The sequence below is a fragment of the Streptomyces sp. NPDC096176 genome (genome assembly GCF_044763255.1).
Classification (GTDB): Bacteria; Actinomycetota; Actinomycetes; order Streptomycetales; family Streptomycetaceae; genus Streptomyces.
Genome location: NZ_JBIWFV010000016.1, coordinates 61749 through 81257, shown reverse-complemented (window position 1 = coordinate 81257; position 19509 = coordinate 61749). Strand labels below are relative to the sequence as shown.

Below are 19509 nucleotides of genomic sequence, written 5' to 3'. Positions count from 1 at the left end.
GCTTGCGGCGAGACGCCAGTCGGTGGTTGTCGGCGTCGTGCAGGTGGGGCCCAGAATCTTAATTGGTGGTGCCGTGTCCTGGGGTGGGGCTATGGTTCTGCTCGTTCCCAGGCGCGGCTGTGTCGTTGCCGAAGGAACGGTGTTGGTTCGTCGAGCAAGAAGCAGGAGGTGAGGACATTGATGACTGTCACGGTGACGGGCTCTGCCCGCATTCAGGAGTTCATCGTTCCCACCCCTGTGGTCTCCGGCTGACACCCACTCCACTTCCGCGCGCTCGGAGCGCGCCGCCGGGGCCACCCTTCGAAGGGTTCCCCTTGTTCAACGCTCCGCTCCCCCCGTCTTCCCTCTCCGCTGTCCAGCACCCGCTCGCCGTCTACGGCTGGGACGAGGGCTGGGAGGCCGAGTTCGCCTCGTACGCCGCCCAGGGCCTGGTCCCAGGCCGGGTCGTCCGGGTCGATCGTGGCCAGTGTGATGTGGCCACGCCTGATGGTGTCGTCCGTGGCGATACCGCGTTCGTCGTTCCTCACGACCCGATGAAGGTCGTGTGCACGGGGGACTGGGTCGCCGTCGACCCAGAGGGCGGTGATCCGCGGTACGCGCGGACGATCCTGCCGCGCCGGACCGCGTTCGTGCGGTCGACGTCGTCCAAGCGTTCCGAGGGGCAGGTGCTGGCCAGTAACATCGATCACATCATCATCCGTGTGTCGCTCGCGGTCGAGCTCGACCTCGGGCGGATCGAACGGTTCCTCGCGCTCGCGATGTCCAGTTCGAGCGGTGAGGCACTGCTGCGTACGTCGGCGGACTCCTGGGAGAGCGGTGCGCAACCGCTTGTCGTCCTCACCAAGGCCGACCTCGTCCCCGACGTCACCGGTCTGTCCTACCTCGTGCAGGACGTCGAGACCACTGCCCCCGGCGTCCAGGTCCTGCCCGTCAGTTCCACCTCGGGGGAAGGCGTCGAGGTGCTCAAGACGATCGTCGCCGACGGCACCAGCGTCCTGCTCGGCACCTCCGGCGCAGGCAAGTCCACCCTCGCCAACGCCCTGCTCGGCGAGGACGCCATGGAGGTCCAGGCCACCCGTGACATCGACGGCAAGGGCCGGCATACGACCACGACCCGCAATCTGTTCGTCCTTCCCGCAGGGGGAGTCCTCATCGACACTCCCGGTCTGCGGGGAGTGGGGCTGTGGGATGCGGCGACCGGTGTGAACCAGGTGTTCTCGGAGATCGACGACCTCGCGGAACAGTGCCGGTTCCACGACTGCGCGCACGAGGCCGAGCCGGGATGCGCGGTGCTCGCCGCGATCGAGGACGGCGCGCTGCCGGAACGCCGGCTGGAGAGCTACCGCAAGCTGATGCGGGAGAACCAGCGGATCGTCGCGAAGACGGACGCGAGGCTGCGGGCGGAGATCCGGCGTGACTGGAAGATGAAGGGCGCGGAGGGCCGTGCGGCGATGGCTGCCAAGCGCGGCCGCCTGCGCTGAGGCACCGTCACCGGGGATGCTCGCGCCCATGGGTGAGCCGCCTGGCCGTCCATGGGCGCGACGACGGTCGGCCCGGGCGGCCGGGCGCCTACGCCCCGCTCGGGTTCGGCTTCGGATCCGGCGCAGGGCGAGTATCCCGCCGATTCCCGGAACGAGGGCATGCCATCGGGCGCCCGAGGCGGCGGCCGAGGGGGCCGCCGCGGTGGCCGCGATGACGACGAGGTAGGCGGTGCCGTGCAGCGGGCCGACAAGGGACGAGACCGCCGGCGTGTGGGTGGTGAACAGGTTGCCGAGCAGCACCACCAGGGAGGCGGCCTCGACGGCAGCCGCGAACCGCAAGGTGCGCACGGCGCTCACGCGCCCGTCGTGGAGCCGGGGCGGACGATCATCAGGACGACCACGACGGCCCACAGGACGTTGAAGATGCCGGTGAGCATGGTCAGCCGGGCTGCGATCGGGCGCGCAGCGTCCTCGGCCGGTGATTCCTGAGCGGATGTGAGCAGGCGCTGTTGGGCGGGCAGGATGGCCAGCGCCAGCACGGCCGCGGCGATCACGGTCAACAGGAGCGACGCGATCAGCCAGGCGTCGGTGAGGACGCCGAGCTGGGCGCCGGTGGCGATACCGAAGACCGGCACGGCGAGGCCGGCGATGGCGTAGCCGCGGCAGATCCGGTGCAGGAGCGCGGCGATCCCGGCGGCCCGCCCGCCCGGATCCTCGCCGCCGGATGCCTGCAGCGCAAAGCGCGGGAACATCGAGGCGGCCACGGTGATCGATCCGACCGCCACGATCGCCGCGAGGACATGGATGGACAGCAGAAGCTTGGTCACTGCGGAGGCCTCCCCTTGTGATTACGTTGGCTGCCAATACATACCTGCCAACGCTGCTTTTGTGTAGGCTGCCTACTCATGAGGGCGGATGCGGTGCGAGGGCACCTGGACGGACTCCTGCTGGCCGTGCTCGAGCAGGGCCCGCTGCACGGTTACGCGATCATCGCCGCGGTCCAGCGGCGCAGCGGCGGCGTGCTCGAGCTGCGCACAGGCACGATCTACCCGGCGTTGAACCGGCTCGAGCGGCTCGGGCTGCTGAGCAGCAGCTGGCAGTCGGAGGGCGAACGGCGCAGGCGGTGCTACGAGCTCACCGACACGGGCCGGAACACCCTGGCCGGGGAACGGACGGCGTGGACCGAGTTCACCACGGCCATCGGCTCGGTCCTGAACCCCGCCGCGCCGCCGTCCGGACTCGCCACGTGAAGGCCGCCGGTCGGCAGGCCGACCCGCTCGAGGACCCTGTCGAGGAGCATGTCCGCGAACTGACTGCTGCGCTGCACGGCCCGGCCCGGGCCAAGGCCAGGATGATCCAGGAGATTCGCGACGGACTTACGGACACGGTGGAGGCGCACAGCCACGGAGGGGTGCCCTACCGCAGCGCCGCCCAGCAGGCGGTACGGGAGTTCGGCACCGTCGACCAACTCGTGCCGAGCTGCCAGCGGGAACTGACCATCGCCCAGGCCCGGCACACGGCGCGGGCCGTCGCCCTCACCGCCCCGTTCCTGATCACCTGCTGGTACCTGTCCTGGACCGTGAACCACGGTCAGACCTGGCTGCTGCCCCGGACCGCTCAGCTCCTGGCCGTTCATCTGGCCGGTGTCGCGACCGTCGCCGCGGTGCTCGCCGCCGTGACACTGGCCGTCACCGGCAAACTCGCCCGCCGGGTGGACACGCCGCGGCGGCTGCCTCTCGCGGTCGCCTGGACCGGCACCACCGCCAGCGTGGCCATGGCGCTCGCGACGCTCGCGCTCGCCACCGCCGCCGTGCTGGCCACGCACTGGCCACTGCTCGCGTTCGCCGGCACGCTCGCGGCCGCGTCGCACGCGGGGGTGGCCGCGTCGGCCCGGGCGTGCCGGCGATGCGCGCGGCTGCCGGTCACGCGATGACGTGTGCGGGCGCGGTCGTGAGGGCCCGTCAGCGACCGGCTTGCACTTGCGGTCTCGTCGGGGCTCCGCCCCGAACCCCCGCGCCTCGAACGCCGGCGGTGCCGAAGCTGGGGGCGAACTCCTAGGCCGCGGTCACCGCGTAGATCCATGCGCCCACCACGAGCAGGCACCCGAAGAGCTCCACGAGCAGGCTCGTGCCTCCCCCGCGCATGACCGCGCGTGTCGCGGCCTTCGCCTGGCCGTGGCCGCCCAGGCGCCTGCGTTCGGTGCCGTAGATTCCGCCGATGAAGCCGGGGACCGCGCCCACGACGGGGACGAGGAAGAAGCCGAGGAGGGCGCCGGCGCCCGCGTACGCCGCCGTCCTGCGGCCGACGCCCACGTCGCGCAGACGGCGGGCGGGCAGCAGCCAGACGATCACCTGGTTGACGACCAGGACCGCCGTGGAGCCGACGAGCAGCACCCAGGCCGCCCCCGTCTGCTCGTGCAGTGACCACCAGAGCATCGCCGCCCATACCAGCCACGGCCCCGGGACACCCGGGGCGACGACCCCAAGGAGGCCCAGCAGCATCACCCCGCCGACCATCAGCAGCTGCCACACGCTCACATGCCCAGAGTGCAGGATCAGTGCTGTTCGTGCAGGTCGCGAGCCACCCAGCCCTTCGCGTACGCGTGCCACCCCAGTTGCAGGCGCGTGGTCACGCCGGTGAGCTCCATGAGTCCCTTGACCCGGCGCTGGACGGTCCGCAGGCCCAGGTCCAGCTGTTTGGCGACGCTCGCGTCGGTCATGCCGGAGAGCAGCAGCGACAGGATCTCCAGGTCCGTGGTGTCGGGGCCGACCGCATCCTCGGCGACGGTGTCGCCGAGGACCCCGAGCCGCAGCGGCACGGCATCCCGCCAGACCGCCTCGAAGAGGCCCATCAGGGACTCCAGCAGCCCGCTGGCGTGGACGACGAGCGCCGCGGGCTCGGCGCCGCGGCCGGTGAGGGGGACCATCGCGAGGGCCCGGTCGGCGATGACGAGCTTCGTCGGCACCCGGTCGACCACGCGGACCTGCTCGTCGCGGCTCAGCGCCGCCGACAGTTCCACGAACCCGCCGGGCATGGTCAGCACCTCGCGCTCCACGACGACCCGGTACGCCACACCGCGAGCCGCCGCGGTCTCCTCGGCCTCGTTGTCCGTACCGGTGACGGCGACGGGCTTGCCGGTGACCAGCGCACAGACCTCCTCCGTCGCGCCGAGCTGCAGCTGGACGAAGCGGTGCACGACGGCGCTCGCCCCCGTGACCACCTCGACCAGGTCGTGGACCGCCGGCTCCTCGGACTCTGCGCGGTACTCCTCGGCGAGCAGCGCCGCCGCGAGTTCCGCCTGTTCCAGCTCGTGGCGCTGCTGCGTCAGGAGCGCACCGAGCGCGACGCCGGGCGGTGCGGCGACCCAGCGGCCGGTGCGTGCGGAGGACTGGGCGGCCAACCCGTGCTGCTCGAGGCGCCGCAGGGCGCGTTCCGTCTCCGGCTCCGGCAACGTGAGCCGGCGCGCGAGATCGGTGATCTCCGCGGCCCCGAGCGCGACCAGCGCGCGGTAGGTCGACTCCTGTCTCTCGTCGAGCCCTATAGCTCCCAGCACCGAACCCCTCCCCGGACGTGCGCCTATCGGCCGCTGTGGCGGAAACCGGCCACGGCGTAAACCCGCCGCAGGACATCATCCCTGCACCGGCCGCATCTCTGTCAACGTGGTGCCACCGCAGCACCAACAGCCTTCGGCGACGGGGCCTTTGTGCCCTCTTGCGGTCGGAATCGGAGGGGAGAGCGATGCGCCCGATATCGCGTACGGCACTGGGAGCGGCAACAGCCGCCGTCCTGGCCGTCACGGCAATCGCGCCGTCGGCGGCCGCCGGGCCGCAGGACGAGGCGGCCGGCAAGAGACCGCTGGTCGGCAGCGAGGCCGCTGCCCGACAGGGGGAGCGGCCGACCACGGTCACCCTGGTCACGGGGGACCGTGTACTCGTCGGCAAGGACGCCTCCGGCGCCCCGTCGGCCACAGTGCTGCCGCGCCCCGACGGAACGAGCGCGACCGTGCAGACGCGCCGAGCGGGGGAGGACCTGTACGTCTACCCCGAGGACGCCACCGCCGCGCTCGCCGCCGGAACGGTCGACGAGCAGCTCTTCAACGTCACCGGCCTGGTCCGCCAGGGCTACGACGACGCGCACACCACCGCCCTGCCCCTGATCGCCACATACCGCAACGATGTCGCCCGCTCCGTCCCCGCCGCACCGCGCGGTGCCGAGCGCTCCCTCGTCCTGGACGCCGTCGACGGCGTCGCGCTCAAGGCCGACAAGAAGCACGCGGCCGACTTCTGGGCCGATGTCACCGACACCCGTTCGCGGTCCGCCGCGGACTTGAAGAAGCTGTGGCTGGACCGCAAGGTCGAGGCCACCTTGGACCGTTCCACCCGGCAGGTCGGTGCCGACCTGGCGTGGGCCGCCGGATACGACGGCAAGGGCACCAAGGTCGCCGTCCTCGACACCGGTGTCGACGCCGAACACCCCGACCTCGAGGGACGTGTCGCCGCCGCGGAGAACTTCACCGACTCCGACACACCCGACGACCGTCAGGGCCACGGTACCCACACCATCTCCACCGTCGGCGGCTCCGGCGCAGCGAGCGACGGCACGAACAAGGGCGTCGCGCCCGGCGCCCAACTGCTCAGCGGCAAGGTGCTGAACGACTCCGGCTCCGGCGCCGCCTCATGGATCATCGCCGGCATGCAGTGGGCCGTCGACCGGAAGGCCGATGTCGTCTCCATGAGCCTCGGCAGCGTCGAGCCGACCGACTGCACCGACCCGATGAGCACCGCCGCGGAGGAACTGGGTCAGAGCAAGGACACGTTGTTCGTCGTCGCCGCCGGGAACACCGGCCCGGCGCTGAACACCGTCTCCTCGCCCGGCTGCGCGCCGAGCGTCCTCACCGTCGGCGCGGTCGACCGCGACGACAGCACCGCCCAGTTCTCCAGCCGCGGCCCCGCGATCGTCACGCACACCCTCAAGCCCGAGATCGCCGCGCCCGGCGTCGGCATCTCGGCGGCCGCCGCAGGCGGCCGGGGCGTGTACGCGTACCGGTCGATGTCAGGCACCTCGATGGCCGCCCCCCATGTCGCGGGAGCCGCCGCCGTCGTCAAGCAGCGCAGGCCCGACTGGACCGCGCAGCAGATCAAGGCCGCGCTGGTGTCCTCGGCGAAGGCGTCCGTACCCGGCGACGTACGGGAGACGGGCGGTGGCCGGCTCGACGTGAAGGCCGCAGTCGACACCACCGTGACCGGCGCCCCCGCCGTCCAGGGCGGCGCCTTCAACTGGCCGCAGGACAACAGCGACCGCACCACTGTCGAAATCCCGTACACCAACAGCGGCGACGCGCCCGTCCGGCTCGACCTGGCCGTGCGGAACGTCACCGGCAACGACGGCTCCGCCGTTCGCGCCGGCCTCGCCCGGCTCGGCGCGCGCTCGGTGACGGTGCCCGCCGGTGCGACCGTCAAGGTCCCGCTGACCCTGGACCCGTCCACCCGTCTCGAACGCGCCCAGTACGGCGACATCACCGGCCGCGTCATCGCGACCGGGCGCGGCGTCACCGTTTCCACGCCGTTCTCGCTGTACGTGGAGCCCGAGACGGTCACGCTGCACGTCAAGCTCGTCGACCGTGCCGGAGAGCCCGCCGCCGGATCGTCCTCGATCGACGTCATCGGCACCGACGACGCGACCGGCGAGCGCCGCGCCAACGCCGGCGCGGCCGACCAGCTCTACCGGCTCCGGCCCGGCTCGTACCTCCTCTCCTCCTTCGTCATGTCACCCGACGGCACCGTGACCTATCTGGGCAGGCCCCAGGTCGAGTTGAAGCAGGACACGGCCGTGGTGCTCGACGCACGCGACGCGCACCGGCTGGACATCAGGACCGACCGGAAGTCCGAAACCCGCACCACCACCCTCGGCTTCGCCCGCAGCTGGGACGACACCTGGGTGCACGCAGGCACGGTCTCCGGCTCGCGCACCGTCACCGGCTACTACGCGGATGTCCAAGGACGGCCTCAGGAAGGCGACTTCGAGTTCACCAGCTACTGGCGCGCCTACGCCCCGCTGATCGAGCAGCTCACCGTCGACGGCGGCCCTCAACTGCACCCCGTCGCCGCGAGCACCGGCTCCGTCAACCTCGACGGCACCGGTGAGGCCGGCCTGGTCGACGCCGGCAGCGGCACCCCGGCGGAGCTCGAAGCGGCGGGCGTGAAGGGCCGATTCGCGCTCGTACGACTGCCCGACGGCATCCCGAACGCCACGACGGTGGCCCGCAACGCCAAGGCCGCCGGCGCCCTCGCCGTCGTCGTGCACCGCTCCGCGCCCGGCGCATGGCTGCCGTCCACCGGCTTCGGCGCCGCCCCGCACCCGGTCCTCGGCATCGAGGCCGCGGAGGCCGTGCTGCTGCTGAAGCGGCTCGCCGACGGCCCCCTCACCCTGCGCTGGAGGGCCACGGCCAAGAGCCCGTACGTCTACAACCTCGCCTTCCCCGAGTCCGGCCCGGTGACCTCCGACCGCACCTACCGGGCCCGGGACAACAAGCTCGCCAGGAGCGAGTCCACGTACCGCGCGATGGGCGTCACCGCCGACTACTCGGACGGCGTCATCGCCCACCGCCCGAACGGCATCCAGGCGTCGGTCTCCGGCTTCGACCTGGTCCCCGCGCCGGGCTTGCGCACCGAGTACTACACACCCGGCGACACCCGGTGGGAGCGGTACGTCTCCTCCAGCTTCCCGTGGGGCGAGTACCTCCTCGACGGGCCGCGCGGCTACCGCGCGGGCGAGCAGCGGGAGGAGACCTGGTACGGCGGGGTCCTCGCCCCGGCGGCGCCCCGCGACGCGACGGGCAGGCCGGCGCTCGCCGCGGAACGCCAGGGCAACCTGATCGGCGCCGCCCCCGCCTTCTGGGGGGACAGCGAACACGTGGGCGCCGCCGGCTCGTTCGGCGACATCGGGAACATGCGGCTCGTCCGTGACGGCGAGGAGATCGGGCAGAGCGCCAACCCGTTCGGCGTCTTCGAGGTCCCGGCCGGCGAAGCGGCGTACGAACTGTCCATGACCACCAGAAAGATCGGGTCACCCGCGGCGGTCTGGAAGCGCTCCACCCAGGTGCAGACGACCTGGAAGTTCCGCTCCCACCTCGACGAGGCCGCCTACTCCCAGGGCATCCCGCTCCTCTTCCCGGGTTACGGTCTTCCCGAGGACGGTCTCAAGACCGTCGCCCCGCGCGACGGCCTGCGGATCGCCCTGAGCGTGACGGGGCACGCGGGCTACAAGCCCGGAGCGCTGACCGCGGCGAAGGTCTCGTACTCGTACGACGGCGGCGAGACATGGACCGAGGCGGTCACGGAGCGGCGGGGCGACGATGCGTGGACCGCGACCGTCCATCACGCGGACGCGGCCGGCAGCAGCGTCACCCTGAAAACCGAACTGACGGACGCCAACGGCAATTCCGTCACCCAGCTCGTGGTCGACGCGTACGGGGTGCGCTGACGCGCGGACGCGCCGATCACGACCGGTCCGCCGGGCGTCTTTCCCGTGGGGGGTTGGGCCGCCCGGCGGACCTTTGGCACGTGTCTTTTCGGAATGCCCGTTTTCTGGCCCTGCCCGCGGTCGACAATAAGGGCATGAGTGAGCAGGGGGAGAGGCCCAACAGGCCTACCACCGAAGACGAGTGGTGGAACCGGCTGTACGACGACTCCGCTCCGGACACGGGCCGCCCGGCCACGTCGTCCGCCGACACGCTCGACGACCGCTTCGACTCGGCATCCGACACGGTGACCGCCCGCCCCCACAGCTGGTCGGACCCGCCGCCGTCCCCGCCTGCGGGCGGGGACGGCGCGCGCCCCTCCGGGCCCGCCCCGTCGCGGCCGACGGCCGAACCCGAGGGCCCCGGGCCGGTACCGCCGCCCCCGCCCGTGGCCCCGGACCGCCTGGCGGGCGCGGCCGGCGGTGGCGGCTCCCCGGTTTCGCCGCCGGCGGCCGATGCTTCTCGCGGCCGGTGCGGGCGAGCCGAGCCCCGGTTCCCGCCGGGCGGCCCGGCCGCGTCACCGCCTTCGCCGGGCGGCCTGGCCGAGTCGCCGCCCGCGTCGCCCGCGGCCCCGGCCCGCCCCGGGGGCTGCACACCCCTGGCCGACGGGACGTCTCCCGCGAAGAGGGAGGGGCGAGACCCGCGCACTGAGGCCACCTCCGGCCGAGACGGCTCCGCAGCCTCCCCCGGAGGACCCCGGCCCGCAGGCAACGACCGCCCCGGCGGCGGTAGCCCGCCCGGACCTGCGCCGGACGCGCCGTCACCGGGTGGCGCGTGGGGCGGGGATGCGTCCGGTTCTGGGCCGGAGGCGGTGCCGCCGGGCGCGACCGCCGCGCAACGGTCCGGCGGCGACGGCGGGGCGCAGCAGGGCGACGGTGCTCGTGCATCCGGTGGGCGGGTGGTCGTGCCTGCGCAGGGGCCGAGGGCCGGGGTGGTCGGGGGTGGGCCGCCGACCTACGACGCCGAGCCGACCGCACTGCCCGCCGCCAAGGCGCACGCGCTGGACGAGCTCGTCGCCGACACCGTGCTGGACGGCGCCCGGTACGGCACGTACACGTTGCGGGCCGCCTCCGTGCGGGGCGATTCCGCCCGGTTCCGGGGCGAGCCGCGCCGTGACGCCCTGCTCACGGCGCGGTTCGGCGCCGGCCCCGCCGCGCTCGTGTTCGTCGCCGTGGCCGGTGGGGTCCGCGGTGCCGACACCGCGCATCTCGCCGCAGGCGACGCCTGCCGTTGGATCGGCGGCGCCGTCGGCCGCAGCCACGCCCGGCTCTCGGAGGACATAAGGGCCGGCCGCCGCGGCGATCTCAAGTCGGGGCTGCACCGGCTCACGGACCGCAGCTTCGGCAGGCTCCGCGCCCGCGCCGCCGAGTTCGGGCTCGAACCGGAGGAGTACACGGCCGGCCTGCGCTGCCTCCTTCTGTCCGCCGATCCGAGGTGCCGTACACGCGTCTTCTTCGGCGTCGGCGGCGGCGGGCTGTTCAGGCTGCGCGACGGGGTCTGGCAGGATCTCGAGCCGGTCGTCCCTGACAGCGCCGACGTCACCGGTGTGCCCGTCGTCGGGTTCGGTTCGCCCGTGCCGGAGGCGGGTACGGACGGCGACCGGCTCACCATGGATCTGGGCATCACCACGCCTTTGGCGCCGTACATCGAGGCTCCGCCGCTTCCGCCCGCCGAGCCGTTCCGCTTCCGTGCCTCCGTGGCCCGGCCCGGCGACACGCTCCTGCTGTGCAGCAGCGGTTTCGCGGAGCCGGTGCTCGGCGAGCCGGCGCTCGCGAAGGAACTGGCCGAGCGTTGGAGCAGGCCGGAGGCCCCGGGGATGGCCGAGTTCCTCGCCGACACCCAGCTCCGGGTGAAGGGGTACGCAGACGACCGTACGGCGGTGGCCGTCTGGGAGGCGTAACCGCACAGGCGCGCGCGGCCCGGCCATGGGTTGATGGACCGACGGACCTCGAGGTCCGTCGGTCCGGAGGTCCATCGAGAAAGGGCACGCATCCCATGGCCAAGCAGAACGTGGCGGAGCAGTTCGTCGACATCCTCGTCCGCGCCGGTGTGCAGCGGCTCTACGGCGTCGTCGGCGACAGCCTCAACCCCGTCGTCGACGCCGTACGCCGCAACTCGGCCATCGACTGGGTCCAGGTCAGGCACGAGGAGGTCGCGGCGTTCGCCGCCGGCGCCGAGGCCCAGATCACCGGGAAGCTCGCCGCCTGCGCCGGTTCCTGCGGCCCCGGCAATCTGCACCTCATCAACGGCCTGTACGACGCCCACCGCTCCATGGCGCCCGTCCTCGCCCTCGCCTCGCACATCCCCTCCAGCGAGATCGGCCTCGGATACTTCCAGGAGACCCACCCGGACCAGCTGTTCCGCGAGTGCAGCCACTACTGCGAGCTGATCTCCAGCCCCCAGCAGATGCCCCGGCTGCTCCAGTCGGCGATCCAGCACGCGATCGGACGTGGCGGGGTGAGCGTGGTGTCGCTGCCCGGCGACATCGCGGACCGTCCCGCGCCCGAGAGGACGATCGAGCACGCCCTCGTCACCACCCGCCCCACTGTCCGGCCCGGCGACACGGAGATCGACAAGCTGGTCCGCATGATCGACGATGCCGACCGGGTCACGCTCTTCTGCGGCAGCGGCACGGCCGGCGCGCACGCAGAGGTCATGCAGTTCGCGGAGCGCATCAAGTCACCCGTCGGGCATGCGCTCCGCGGCAAGGAGTGGATCCAGTACGACAATCCGTACGACGTCGGTATGAGTGGCCTGCTCGGCTACGGCGCCGCGTACGAGGCCACCCACGAGTGCGATCTGCTGATCCTTCTCGGCACGGACTTCCCCTACAACGCCTTCCTCCCCGACGACGTCAAGATCGCCCAGGTCGACGTCCGGCCCGAGCACCTGGGCCGCCGCTCCAAGCTGGACCTCGCCGTGTGGGGCGATGTGCGCGAGACCCTGCGCTGCCTGATCCCACGGGTGCGCGCCAAGACGAACCGCCGCTTCCTCGACAAGATGCTGAAGAAGCACGCGGACGCCCTCGAAGGGGTCGTCAAGGCGTACACCCGCAAGGTGGACAAGCACGTGCCGATCCACCCCGAGTACGTCGCCGCCGTCCTCGACGAACTCGCGGACGACGACGCCGTGTTCACCGTCGACACCGGTATGTGCAACGTCTGGGCGGCCCGCTACATCTCGCCCAACGGCCGGCGCCGTGTCATCGGCTCGTTCAGCCACGGCTCGATGGCGAACGCCCTGCCGCAGGCGATCGGCGCGCAGTTCCTCGACCGCGGCCGCCAGGTCGTCTCGATGTCCGGCGACGGCGGATTCACCATGCTGATGGGCGACTTCCTGACCCTGGTCCAGTACGACCTGCCGGTGAAGATCGTGCTGTTCAACAACTCGTCGCTCTCCATGGTGGAGCTGGAGATGCTCGTCGCGGGACTGCCGTCGTTCGGCACGGACTACCGCAACCCCGATTTCGCGGCCGTCGCCCGTGCCGCGGGAGCCTACGGAGTACGGGTGGAGAAGCCGAAGCAGCTTGCAGGAGCGCTCGAGGACGCCTTCAGGCACAAGGGACCCGCGCTCGTCGACGTCGTCACCGACCCGAACGCCCTGTCCATCCCGCCGAGGATCAGCGCAGAGATGGTGACCGGCTTCGCGCTCTCGGCCAGCAAGATGGTGCTGGACGGCGGCGTCGGCAGGATGGCGCAGATGGCTCGCTCGAATCTGCGGAACGTGCCACGGCCCTGACATCAGCGTTTCTGTCGGCACCTGACGAAATCCACATGAGTGGTGCTCCGCGCATGGGGCATGCATCCGGTGACCGTCATGAAGCTCGTTCCGATGTGGGTGGGGGAAGATGACAGGACGTCACGGGGGCGCGGGAGTTCGCGGCCGGTTGCATCGCAGACTCGGCAGCGGTGATCTCACGGCCGTGCCCGAAGTGAGGCACGCTTTACGCGACTTGCTCGGCAAGTGGCCCGATCCCCAGGAGGGCGGCACCGCGGACGCGGCCGACGTGGCCGAACTCCTCGCGAGCGAGCTGGTGACCAACGCCCTCATACACACCGATCAGGGAGCGGTCGTCACCGCCACCGTGGAGGACTCGAGGCTCCATGTGGAGGTCCAGGACTTCATGGCGGGACTGCCTGTGTCGGACAGGCCGCGGGCCGACCTCGGGACGAGCGGCCGGGGACTGGTGCTCGTGGAGAGCCTTGCGGACGCCTGGGGGGTGCGCAGCGCGCAGGGGGTGGGCAAAGTCGTCTGGTTCGATTTGTACGCGGGGGCGGCCTGAGCCCACGGGCCCGGCCGCCCCCGCAGTGCGGCGGTCTTCCTGATCACGACAGTCTTCCTGCTCACGGCAGTCGTCCTGATGACGGCGATCATCCGGATTGCGGCACTGATCAGCCGAACTGCTGCTCGAGATCCTTGAGTTTCTGCTCCAGGGAGTCGAGACGCGGCAGGGTCTGTGTGTCGTCCTCCGCCGTCAGGTCGACCGTGATCGGTTCGGCGCCGGCAGACCGCACGGCCTGCAGGGAGGGCCGGGGCCGCACGGGCAACTGTCCCGGCTCGGCTATGGCAGGCTCCACGACGGATGCGGAGCCCCCCGGCTGGGAGGTGCCTGTCGCCGGGCCGAGGGCCGGGAGGTGCGTGCCCCGGTCCGCCCGTCCCAGGCCCCACGCACGGTGCTGCCGGTTGAGTGCCTTGATCTGGGCGCGTTCCAGCTTCTCGCGGTCCCGTCGGCGCATCCGGTTCTGCTGCTTCTGCCTCCGGTCCTCGCGCACTTCGTCGACCGCCTCGTCCAGGGTCCTTACGCCCTCGAGGAGCATCAGCGACCAGGCGGCGAAGGTCTCCCTCGGGGCCCTCAGCCACCGCACGATCCGGATCTGCGGCAGCGGACGGGGCACCAGGCCCTGTTCGCGCAGCGCCGCGCGACGGGTCTGCTTCAGAGCCCTGTCGAAGAGGACCGCGGCGGACAGGGACATGCCCGCGAAGAAATGGGGCGCGCCGTCGTGGCCGAACCCCCGTGGGGCGTGCACCCAGTTGAACCAGGCGGCCGCCCCGGCGAACGTCCACACCAGCAGCCTGGAGCCGAGAGCGGCGTCGCCGTGACTGGCTTCCCGCACGGCGAGGACGGAGCAGAACATGGCCGCGCCGTCGAGCCCGAACGGGACCAGGTACTCCCATCCGCCGGACAGGCTGAGGTTCTGCCGCCCGAAGCCCACCAGACCGTGGAACGAGAGGGCGGCTGCCACGGCGGCGCAGCAGAAGAGGAGCACGTAGGAAGCGGTGCCGTAGACCGCCTCCTTGCGCCTGCGTCGGTCCTCGCTGCGTTCCCACGAGTCGTCGGCCGCGGCCTTGTCACCGGCGCGCTTGCCGCGCGCGAGCACCGCCACCGCCGCCAGGACTCCCAGGATCATCACGGCGCCCGGAAGCAGCCAGTCCAGTGATATGTCGGTCAGTCTCATGTGCGGTGTCCCTTGCATCGCGGTAGGGCGTTTCGGCGCCCATCCTGGCCGAGGGTGGGGGACACCCAGGGGTTTTCGGCGCAACTGAGTGCCAACGAGCCCGTCAGGTACGCGAATAGGTGTGATCTGCTCGAACTGCCGCTTGAGGCAACCGAGTTACGTTCGAATCAACGTCACTCGAAAGGGTGGCGTGGAATCAACCGGTCTGTTGAAGGCGCGCCACGCGGTCGGCGTCGCAGGTACGCGGACAGGTGACACATGTGTCCTCCGGCCGCAGCGTGTAGAACAGGCAGCAGCTCGCCCGGTCCCGGGTCGACAGCCGCTCGCCGTTCGGTGCGGTCAGCTCGCGGAATCCGGCGTTCCCCACATACGGCTTGGCGGTGCCCGGCAGCAGCTGCTCCAGCTCCGCGACCGCGCGCGGCTCCTCGCCGAGCAGATGTGCGATGTACCACAGGCCCTCGACGATCTCGTCGGTCGCCATCCCCCACAGGGCGCGCTTTCCACGCCGCATCCGGGGTCCGAAGCCGTCCAGGACCGGCCCGAGGTGCTCGGCGACCGCCGCGCGCACCTCCGCGCGCAGCGCCTCCTCGTCCGGTACGACGCGGGCGCCGGGCAGCTCGGCGGCCGGGTCGCCGGGCAGGCAGGCGAAATCCCGGATCCGTACGGTCATGTGCCCCAGCGCGCGCTGGAAGGCGACGTCCTCGACGTGAACACGCGGCACCCTGCGGTCCAGGAACCAGGGGACGGTGATCAGCAGGCAGGCGGGCCAGGCGTACCGGTGCAGTCCGAAGCTGGCGACGACGTCGGGGCGGGCCTGCTGTCCGTAGTCCCGCAGCACCTGCGCGTTGTCCCAGGCGAGGAAGGAGTCGAGCACCGCTCCGCCCGCCGCGAGGTCGGCCGCCCCGACCCAGCCCGCTCCGGCAGGCGCCGGGGCGCCGTCCGTCAGTTCCTTGACACGCAGGCCGGGGAAGACCTCGGCGAGGCGCGCGTAGGCGCCGGCCGCCGGTGAGGTGAGGCGGGGCAGCAGGGCAGGAAGGGTCATGCCGGGGACCACCGAATCGCGATCGTTAGCAGGTTAGCCTTACCTTACCCGATCTTCGCGATGTTTGAACTGCCGCCCAGGCCGCATATCGTGCACTCAGGGGTCCGCACCCGCGAGCCGGGCCCGGGCCGATCGACCGGAGGAGGACCCGAGTGGAGCAGGCCAGAGCGCGTGACCTCGCCCTCCCGCAGCCGTACGCCTTCGTTCGCATACCCGCTCAGGGGCGCCCGGAGCCCCTCCTCGCGGAAGCGGCCCGCGGCGAACACACCCACAGCGAGCCCGCGGCCCCGCGCCCCGTCCAGCGCCACTCCGTCCGCGGCCAGATCCTCGACGCCCTGCGCACCGCCCTCGTCGACGGCGACCTGGTGCCCGGCGAGGTCTACTCGGCGCCCGCCCTCGGCGAGCGCTACGGCGTCTCCGCCACTCCCGTGCGCGAGGCGATGCAGCAGCTGATGACGGAGGGGGCCGTCGAGGTCGTGCCCAACCGCGGCTTCCGCGTCGCCCGGCGCAGCGCCCGCGAACTCGCCGAGCTGGCGGAGGTCCGCGCACTGATCGAGGTCCCGGTGATGCTCCGGCTCGCCCGCACCGTGCCCGCCGCCAACTGGTGCGCCCTGCGGCCGCTGGCCGAGGCGACGGTCGCGGCGGCCGCGACCGGCGACCGTGCGAGCTACGCGGACTCGGACCGTGCCTTCCACCGCGCGGTCCTCGCCCTCGCGGGCAACGAGCAGCTGCTGATCGTGGCGGACGACCTCCACCGCCGCTCCCAGTGGCCCCTCACCACCGCACCCACCACCCGTCGGGCCGACTTGATCGCGGACGCCGCGGAGCACATGGCCCTGCTGGAGGCTCTGATGGCCCAGGACCTGACGGTGGTTCAGTCGCTGGTGCGCGAGCACTTCACGGGCTCGGACGCCTGAGCCGCCGACGGGCCCTGGCGGGGACGCGGACGTGCGCGGCACGGTATGGGCGGTGGCGAACCAACTGGGCGTCGTGGCGGGCACGCCGGCCGAGCTGCTGTCGGCGCTGCTGTCGGGGCCACCGCGCACCGTACTGCTGCGGCCGGTGGGGCAGGACCCGGAAGAGCTCGCCGAACTGGCCCGTTCGCTGCGGGAGTTCGGGCACCTGCGCGTGTTCGTGGAGCCTGCGGTCGCGGCCGAGTCGGAGCCCGGACGGCCGGTTGACCTGACCGACCCGGAGGCGGTCTGTTCGGCCGACCCCGTACGGGTCTCCTCGGCGTACGAGACCGCGGACGAGGACCACGGGGGCCTGCGCACGGCATGGCTGCGGGCGGGCCAGTCGCTGATCCGGGAGCAGCCCCCCGCCGGGCGCGCCCTTGTCCTGCTGGCCGCCCTGCCGGCCGCAGCGGAAGCGCGCGTGCGCCGGGCGCTGACCCGGTTGTCGGAAGGGGCGCCCTGGAGCGTGGAGTGGTCCCGGCCCGGTCCGGTGGCCGCCCTGACCGTCTCGGCGGTCGGCCTGGTGGCGGCCGACCCCACCGGCGGTGTGCGCACGCGCGGCGATGACGTCCCGCACCGGTCGACGGCCTCACGCGTCAAGGCGGTCGCGGCACTCGACGACACCGTGCTGCTCCTGGACGAACGCGGCCGTCTCCACCGGCACGGCGGCACCCGGACGCCGCTGACGAAGGCGGTGGCGACCACTCTCTCGAGCCACCCCGGCACAGCGCTCGCCGCAGCGGCCGACACCGTGCTGGTGGGTGACCGCATGGGTTTTGTCCACGCGTTCACTCTCGCGGGCGTTCACCAGGCAGCATTGCACTCCGGCCGCGTCACCGCCCTCGCCGCGACCGCGTCGCCCGTCCTGTCCGTGCACAGCGGGGGCACGGACGGCACGGTCCAGGTCTGGACACCGGAGGCAACGAGGCGCCGCCCGCCCGTGACGGAGCGGCCGTACCCGGTAGCCGCCCTGCATTGCGCGCGGACACCGGCCGGCCACGCCCTCGCAGTCGCCTGGGCGGACGGTCTGGCAGAGCTGCACCGCCTCGGCACGCGGGAGGTGCTCGCCTTCAGGCCGGGGCCCCCGGTCCGCGCTGTCGCGGTCACACCGGACGGCGCGCTCGCCGTCGGCACCGACGACATGCTGACGGTCCTGCGGCCGCGATGAAGGGTGACAGGGCCGCGGGCCGGCCGGTCGGCGGGCCGGGCCCCAACTGGGCTGTCGTAGCCCTGCATTAGGGTGTTCGCTCGAATGTCCGAGAGGTGGGGGGCCGACATGACCGCGGGATCACCGGAGTTGCCGGAGTCGTCCATACCCGACGAGGAGTGGGAGAGATTCCAGCTCGAGAGCGAGGGCCCTGGCCGGCTGGCCGCTCCCAAGGAGCCTTCCGCGCGTGCGCGGATGGTCACCGAGCGGCTGCGGCGCGCCGACGAGGAAGCCGCCAGGCAGCAGGGGCGCGCCCGCCGTTGGGCGCGTAGGGGGAAACCCGTGCAGGCCGAGCCCGACGGGTGGCGCGCATGGCCGGACCGCCGGGCGACCAGGCCGCGCAGCAGGGCCCGGGGGTTCCTCTGGGTGGGGTTGGCCGTCGTGGTGGTGCTGCTCGCGATGAATCCCGGGCGGTTCTTCTCCTGACCGGCCTGATCAGCCCGGGGGCGGCGGCTCCAGGCTCGACAGCAGCGAGGCGATGTCCAGACCGGTCAGCAGGTACTGCTCGAACGCGGCGTTGTGGAGCGCCCACGGGGAGCGCCGCAGCCTGACCCGGTCGATGGCCCCTTCGGCATCGTGACCCAGCTCGATCAGCGTCTGAGCAGCCACCAGACCCGCGCGGTTGTAGCCCGAATAGCAGCGCACCAGCACCTTGCGCCGCGCCCGTACGGCATCGGCGGCCGTCACCGCCACACGGCGGACACGGTCGATCTCCTGCGCGGTCAGCCAGTCGTCGGGGATGGGCACGACATGGTGCTCGACACCCTCCGCGGGGCCGTGACCCTCGCGGGTGTAGAGGCTGATCACCACGTCGAACTCGTCGGCAACCACCACGTTGCGGTGCCGGTGTCCGGCGTCCGACCAGACATGACCGCCCACCCACAGGCCCGTTGTGATCTCGTCCCACCGCGTCCGCGGCTCCGGGACGTCGCCCTCCCTGCGGCGGGTTCTCACTGGCCGGCGGGATCGGGGAGAGCCACGGACGGCTGCGGTGGCACGACGGGAGAAAGCTGCGCACCGAGCCACACCGGAACGCCACCGAGCAGCCGGAACAGTCGGTGGGCCTCCGAACGCAGCCTGCCCGCCTCCGGTTCCGGCTCGCAGTCCGCGAGCCCGGCCAGCGCCGGCGCGGTGCCGACCAGATAGCCGAGCTCCTCGCGGATGCGCAGACACTCGGCGAAGCCCTGCCGGGCCTGGGCCAACTCCCCTTCGCGCAGGTCGAGTCCGGCCAGCTGCTGCCATGTGAACGACAGCAGCAGCGGATCGCCCTGGGTCGTCGCGCCCGCGTGCGCCCGCTGGTAGGCGGCGCGTGCCGCCTGCGGCGAGTCCGCGATGTGCTCGGCGACCAGGCCGCGCCGGAAGTCCAGCAGGGGGCGTCTCGGTGAGGAGGGGGAGAGCAGCGCCGTGGCCCTGCCCAGCGCCGACCGGGCCTCGTCGGCCCGGTCCCGAACCCCGAGGCGGGTGGCCGCGTATGCCAGCCGACCGCGCTCGCTCGCGGCTCCGCCGCGCTCCTCGTCGTCGCCGGCCACGGCCTCCGCCGTGCGCAGCGCGTCCTCGGCCTCGGCCCAGCCGTCGCAGGTGAACAGGCAGCGCTCCACGAGCAGTCCGGCCCGTTCGAGCGCCGCCGCGGGGTCCGCGGCATGGGGCGCGAGCAGGGCTGCCGCATCGGTCCAACAGCCGCGCGAGCGCAGCCGCCATACCGCGGTCTGGAGTGGATCGTCACCTGCTGTGGTTCCGGAACCAGACATGGCGGTATGCGCCACTTGCCCTCCCCGAGCACGCCATTGAGCTGTTGAGTCAGACGGCATCTCAGCACGGATCGGCACGCAGGGCCAAGGGTTCAGGTGAATC

17 protein-coding genes are annotated in these 19509 nt (G+C 72.3%); 10 read left to right on the top strand and 7 right to left on the bottom strand.

Features of this window, described 5'->3' with window-relative positions:
• Positions 1 to 314 precede the first annotated feature (314 nt).
• Positions 315 to 1481: a ribosome small subunit-dependent GTPase A gene (gene rsgA / locus ACIQ7Q_RS31485; RefSeq protein ID WP_403869676.1), complete on the top strand. Its 1167-nt coding sequence runs from the start codon at positions 315 to 317 to the stop codon at positions 1479 to 1481.
• A 353-nt stretch (positions 1482 to 1834) separates the two neighbouring features.
• Here rsgA and ACIQ7Q_RS31480 read toward each other — a convergent pair whose 3' ends face one another.
• Complete coding sequence (locus tag ACIQ7Q_RS31480) at positions 1835 to 2308, bottom strand: hypothetical protein (RefSeq protein WP_403869673.1); 474 nt, start codon at positions 2306 to 2308, stop codon at positions 1835 to 1837.
• A gap of 78 nt (positions 2309 to 2386) precedes the next feature.
• Here ACIQ7Q_RS31480 and ACIQ7Q_RS31475 point away from each other — a divergent pair, with 78 nt between their 5' ends.
• Together ACIQ7Q_RS31475 and ACIQ7Q_RS31470 are read left to right on the top strand one after the other, a co-directional pair.
• Positions 2387 to 2731: a PadR family transcriptional regulator gene (locus ACIQ7Q_RS31475; RefSeq protein ID WP_403869670.1), complete on the top strand. Its 345-nt coding sequence runs from the start codon at positions 2387 to 2389 to the stop codon at positions 2729 to 2731.
• The gene (locus ACIQ7Q_RS31470) at positions 2728 to 3414 is read left to right on the top strand and encodes a permease prefix domain 1-containing protein (protein ID WP_403869667.1); all 687 of its coding nucleotides are present in this window, start codon (positions 2728 to 2730) and stop codon (positions 3412 to 3414) included. The genes ACIQ7Q_RS31475 and ACIQ7Q_RS31470 overlap by 4 nt, the downstream gene beginning before the upstream one ends.
• A 121-nt stretch (positions 3415 to 3535) precedes the next feature.
• On the opposite strand, the gene ACIQ7Q_RS31465 is transcribed toward ACIQ7Q_RS31470, so the two are convergent.
• A complete protein-coding gene (locus ACIQ7Q_RS31465; protein WP_403869665.1) occupies positions 3536 to 4018 on the bottom strand; it encodes a DUF456 domain-containing protein in 483 nt (160 codons plus the stop codon).
• A gap of 17 nt (positions 4019 to 4035) precedes the next feature.
• Positions 4036 to 5034 (bottom strand): helix-turn-helix domain-containing protein, encoded by a 999-nt coding sequence (locus ACIQ7Q_RS31460; RefSeq protein ID WP_403869662.1) that lies wholly within the window; start codon positions 5032 to 5034, stop codon positions 4036 to 4038.
• A 185-nt stretch (positions 5035 to 5219) separates the two neighbouring features.
• On the opposite strand from ACIQ7Q_RS31460, the gene ACIQ7Q_RS31455 reads away from it, so the two are divergent.
• The 4 genes from ACIQ7Q_RS31455 (at position 5220) to ACIQ7Q_RS31440 (ending at position 13282) form a co-directional block, all read left to right on the top strand.
• A complete protein-coding gene (locus ACIQ7Q_RS31455) occupies positions 5220 to 8963 on the top strand; it encodes a S8 family serine peptidase (RefSeq protein ID WP_403869659.1) in 3744 nt (1247 codons plus the stop codon).
• Between the two features lie 935 nt (positions 8964 to 9898).
• A complete protein-coding gene (locus tag ACIQ7Q_RS31450; RefSeq protein ID WP_403869657.1) occupies positions 9899 to 10900 on the top strand; it encodes a protein phosphatase 2C domain-containing protein in 1002 nt (333 codons plus the stop codon).
• A 95-nt stretch (positions 10901 to 10995) separates the two neighbouring features.
• Positions 10996 to 12738, top strand: coding sequence for a pyruvate dehydrogenase (locus ACIQ7Q_RS31445; protein WP_403869654.1), 1743 nt, complete (start codon positions 10996 to 10998; stop codon positions 12736 to 12738).
• 214 nt (positions 12739 to 12952) lie between these two features.
• Positions 12953 to 13282: an ATP-binding protein gene (locus ACIQ7Q_RS31440; protein ID WP_403869652.1), complete on the top strand. Its 330-nt coding sequence runs from the start codon at positions 12953 to 12955 to the stop codon at positions 13280 to 13282.
• Positions 13283 to 13391: 109 nt separating this feature from the next.
• Here ACIQ7Q_RS31440 and ACIQ7Q_RS31435 read toward each other — a convergent pair whose 3' ends face one another.
• Positions 13392 to 14456 (bottom strand): DUF2637 domain-containing protein, encoded by a 1065-nt coding sequence (locus ACIQ7Q_RS31435; RefSeq protein ID WP_403869651.1) that lies wholly within the window; start codon positions 14454 to 14456, stop codon positions 13392 to 13394.
• Between the two features lie 196 nt (positions 14457 to 14652).
• Positions 14653 to 15498 carry a (2Fe-2S)-binding protein gene (locus ACIQ7Q_RS31430; RefSeq protein ID WP_403869649.1) on the bottom strand — a complete coding sequence of 282 codons (846 nt, stop codon included), beginning with the start codon at positions 15496 to 15498 and terminating at the stop codon, positions 14653 to 14655.
• 152 nt (positions 15499 to 15650) lie between these two features.
• Between ACIQ7Q_RS31430 and ACIQ7Q_RS31425 the strand changes: the two genes are divergently transcribed.
• The 3 genes from ACIQ7Q_RS31425 to ACIQ7Q_RS31415 all read left to right on the top strand — a co-directional run bounded on the left by ACIQ7Q_RS31425 (position 15651) and on the right by ACIQ7Q_RS31415 (position 18084).
• Positions 15651 to 16415, top strand: a complete 765-nt coding sequence (locus ACIQ7Q_RS31425; protein ID WP_403869647.1) for a GntR family transcriptional regulator — start codon at positions 15651 to 15653, stop codon at positions 16413 to 16415.
• A 52-nt stretch (positions 16416 to 16467) separates the two neighbouring features.
• On the top strand, positions 16468 to 17619 hold the full coding sequence (locus ACIQ7Q_RS31420) for a WD40 repeat domain-containing protein (protein WP_403869645.1): 1152 nt from the start codon (positions 16468 to 16470) through the stop codon (positions 17617 to 17619).
• Positions 17620 to 17727: 108 nt separating this feature from the next.
• On the top strand, positions 17728 to 18084 hold the full coding sequence (locus ACIQ7Q_RS31415) for a hypothetical protein (RefSeq protein ID WP_403869642.1): 357 nt from the start codon (positions 17728 to 17730) through the stop codon (positions 18082 to 18084).
• Positions 18085 to 18093: 9 nt separating this feature from the next.
• Here the strand turns inward: ACIQ7Q_RS31415 and ACIQ7Q_RS31410 are convergent, their stop codons facing one another.
• Together ACIQ7Q_RS31410 and ACIQ7Q_RS31405 are read right to left on the bottom strand one after the other, a co-directional pair.
• Positions 18094 to 18612, bottom strand: coding sequence for a protein phosphatase (locus ACIQ7Q_RS31410; protein WP_403869639.1), 519 nt, complete (start codon positions 18610 to 18612; stop codon positions 18094 to 18096).
• Positions 18609 to 19406: a hypothetical protein gene (locus ACIQ7Q_RS31405; protein ID WP_403869636.1), complete on the bottom strand. Its 798-nt coding sequence runs from the start codon at positions 19404 to 19406 to the stop codon at positions 18609 to 18611. Before ACIQ7Q_RS31405 ends, ACIQ7Q_RS31410 begins: the two co-directional genes overlap by 4 nt.
• Between the last annotated feature and the right edge of the window lie 103 nt (positions 19407 to 19509).

Coding starts and splice junctions, on each gene's coding strand:
- ACIQ7Q_RS31475 (WP_403869670.1), top strand. CDS start 2,387: ATGAGGGCGGATGCGGTGCGAGGGCACCTGGACGGACTCCTGCTGGCC.
- ACIQ7Q_RS31455 (WP_403869659.1), top strand. CDS start 5,220: ATGCGCCCGATATCGCGTACGGCACTGGGAGCGGCAACAGCCGCCGTC.
- ACIQ7Q_RS31445 (WP_403869654.1), top strand. CDS start 10,996: ATGGCCAAGCAGAACGTGGCGGAGCAGTTCGTCGACATCCTCGTCCGC.
- ACIQ7Q_RS31435 (WP_403869651.1), bottom strand. CDS start 14,456: ATGAGACTGACCGACATATCACTGGACTGGCTGCTTCCGGGCGCCGTG.
- ACIQ7Q_RS31430 (WP_403869649.1), bottom strand. CDS start 15,498: ATGACCCTTCCTGCCCTGCTGCCCCGCCTCACCTCACCGGCGGCCGGC.
- ACIQ7Q_RS31415 (WP_403869642.1), top strand. CDS start 17,728: ATGACCGCGGGATCACCGGAGTTGCCGGAGTCGTCCATACCCGACGAG.
- ACIQ7Q_RS31405 (WP_403869636.1), bottom strand. CDS start 19,406: ATGTCTGGTTCCGGAACCACAGCAGGTGACGATCCACTCCAGACCGCG.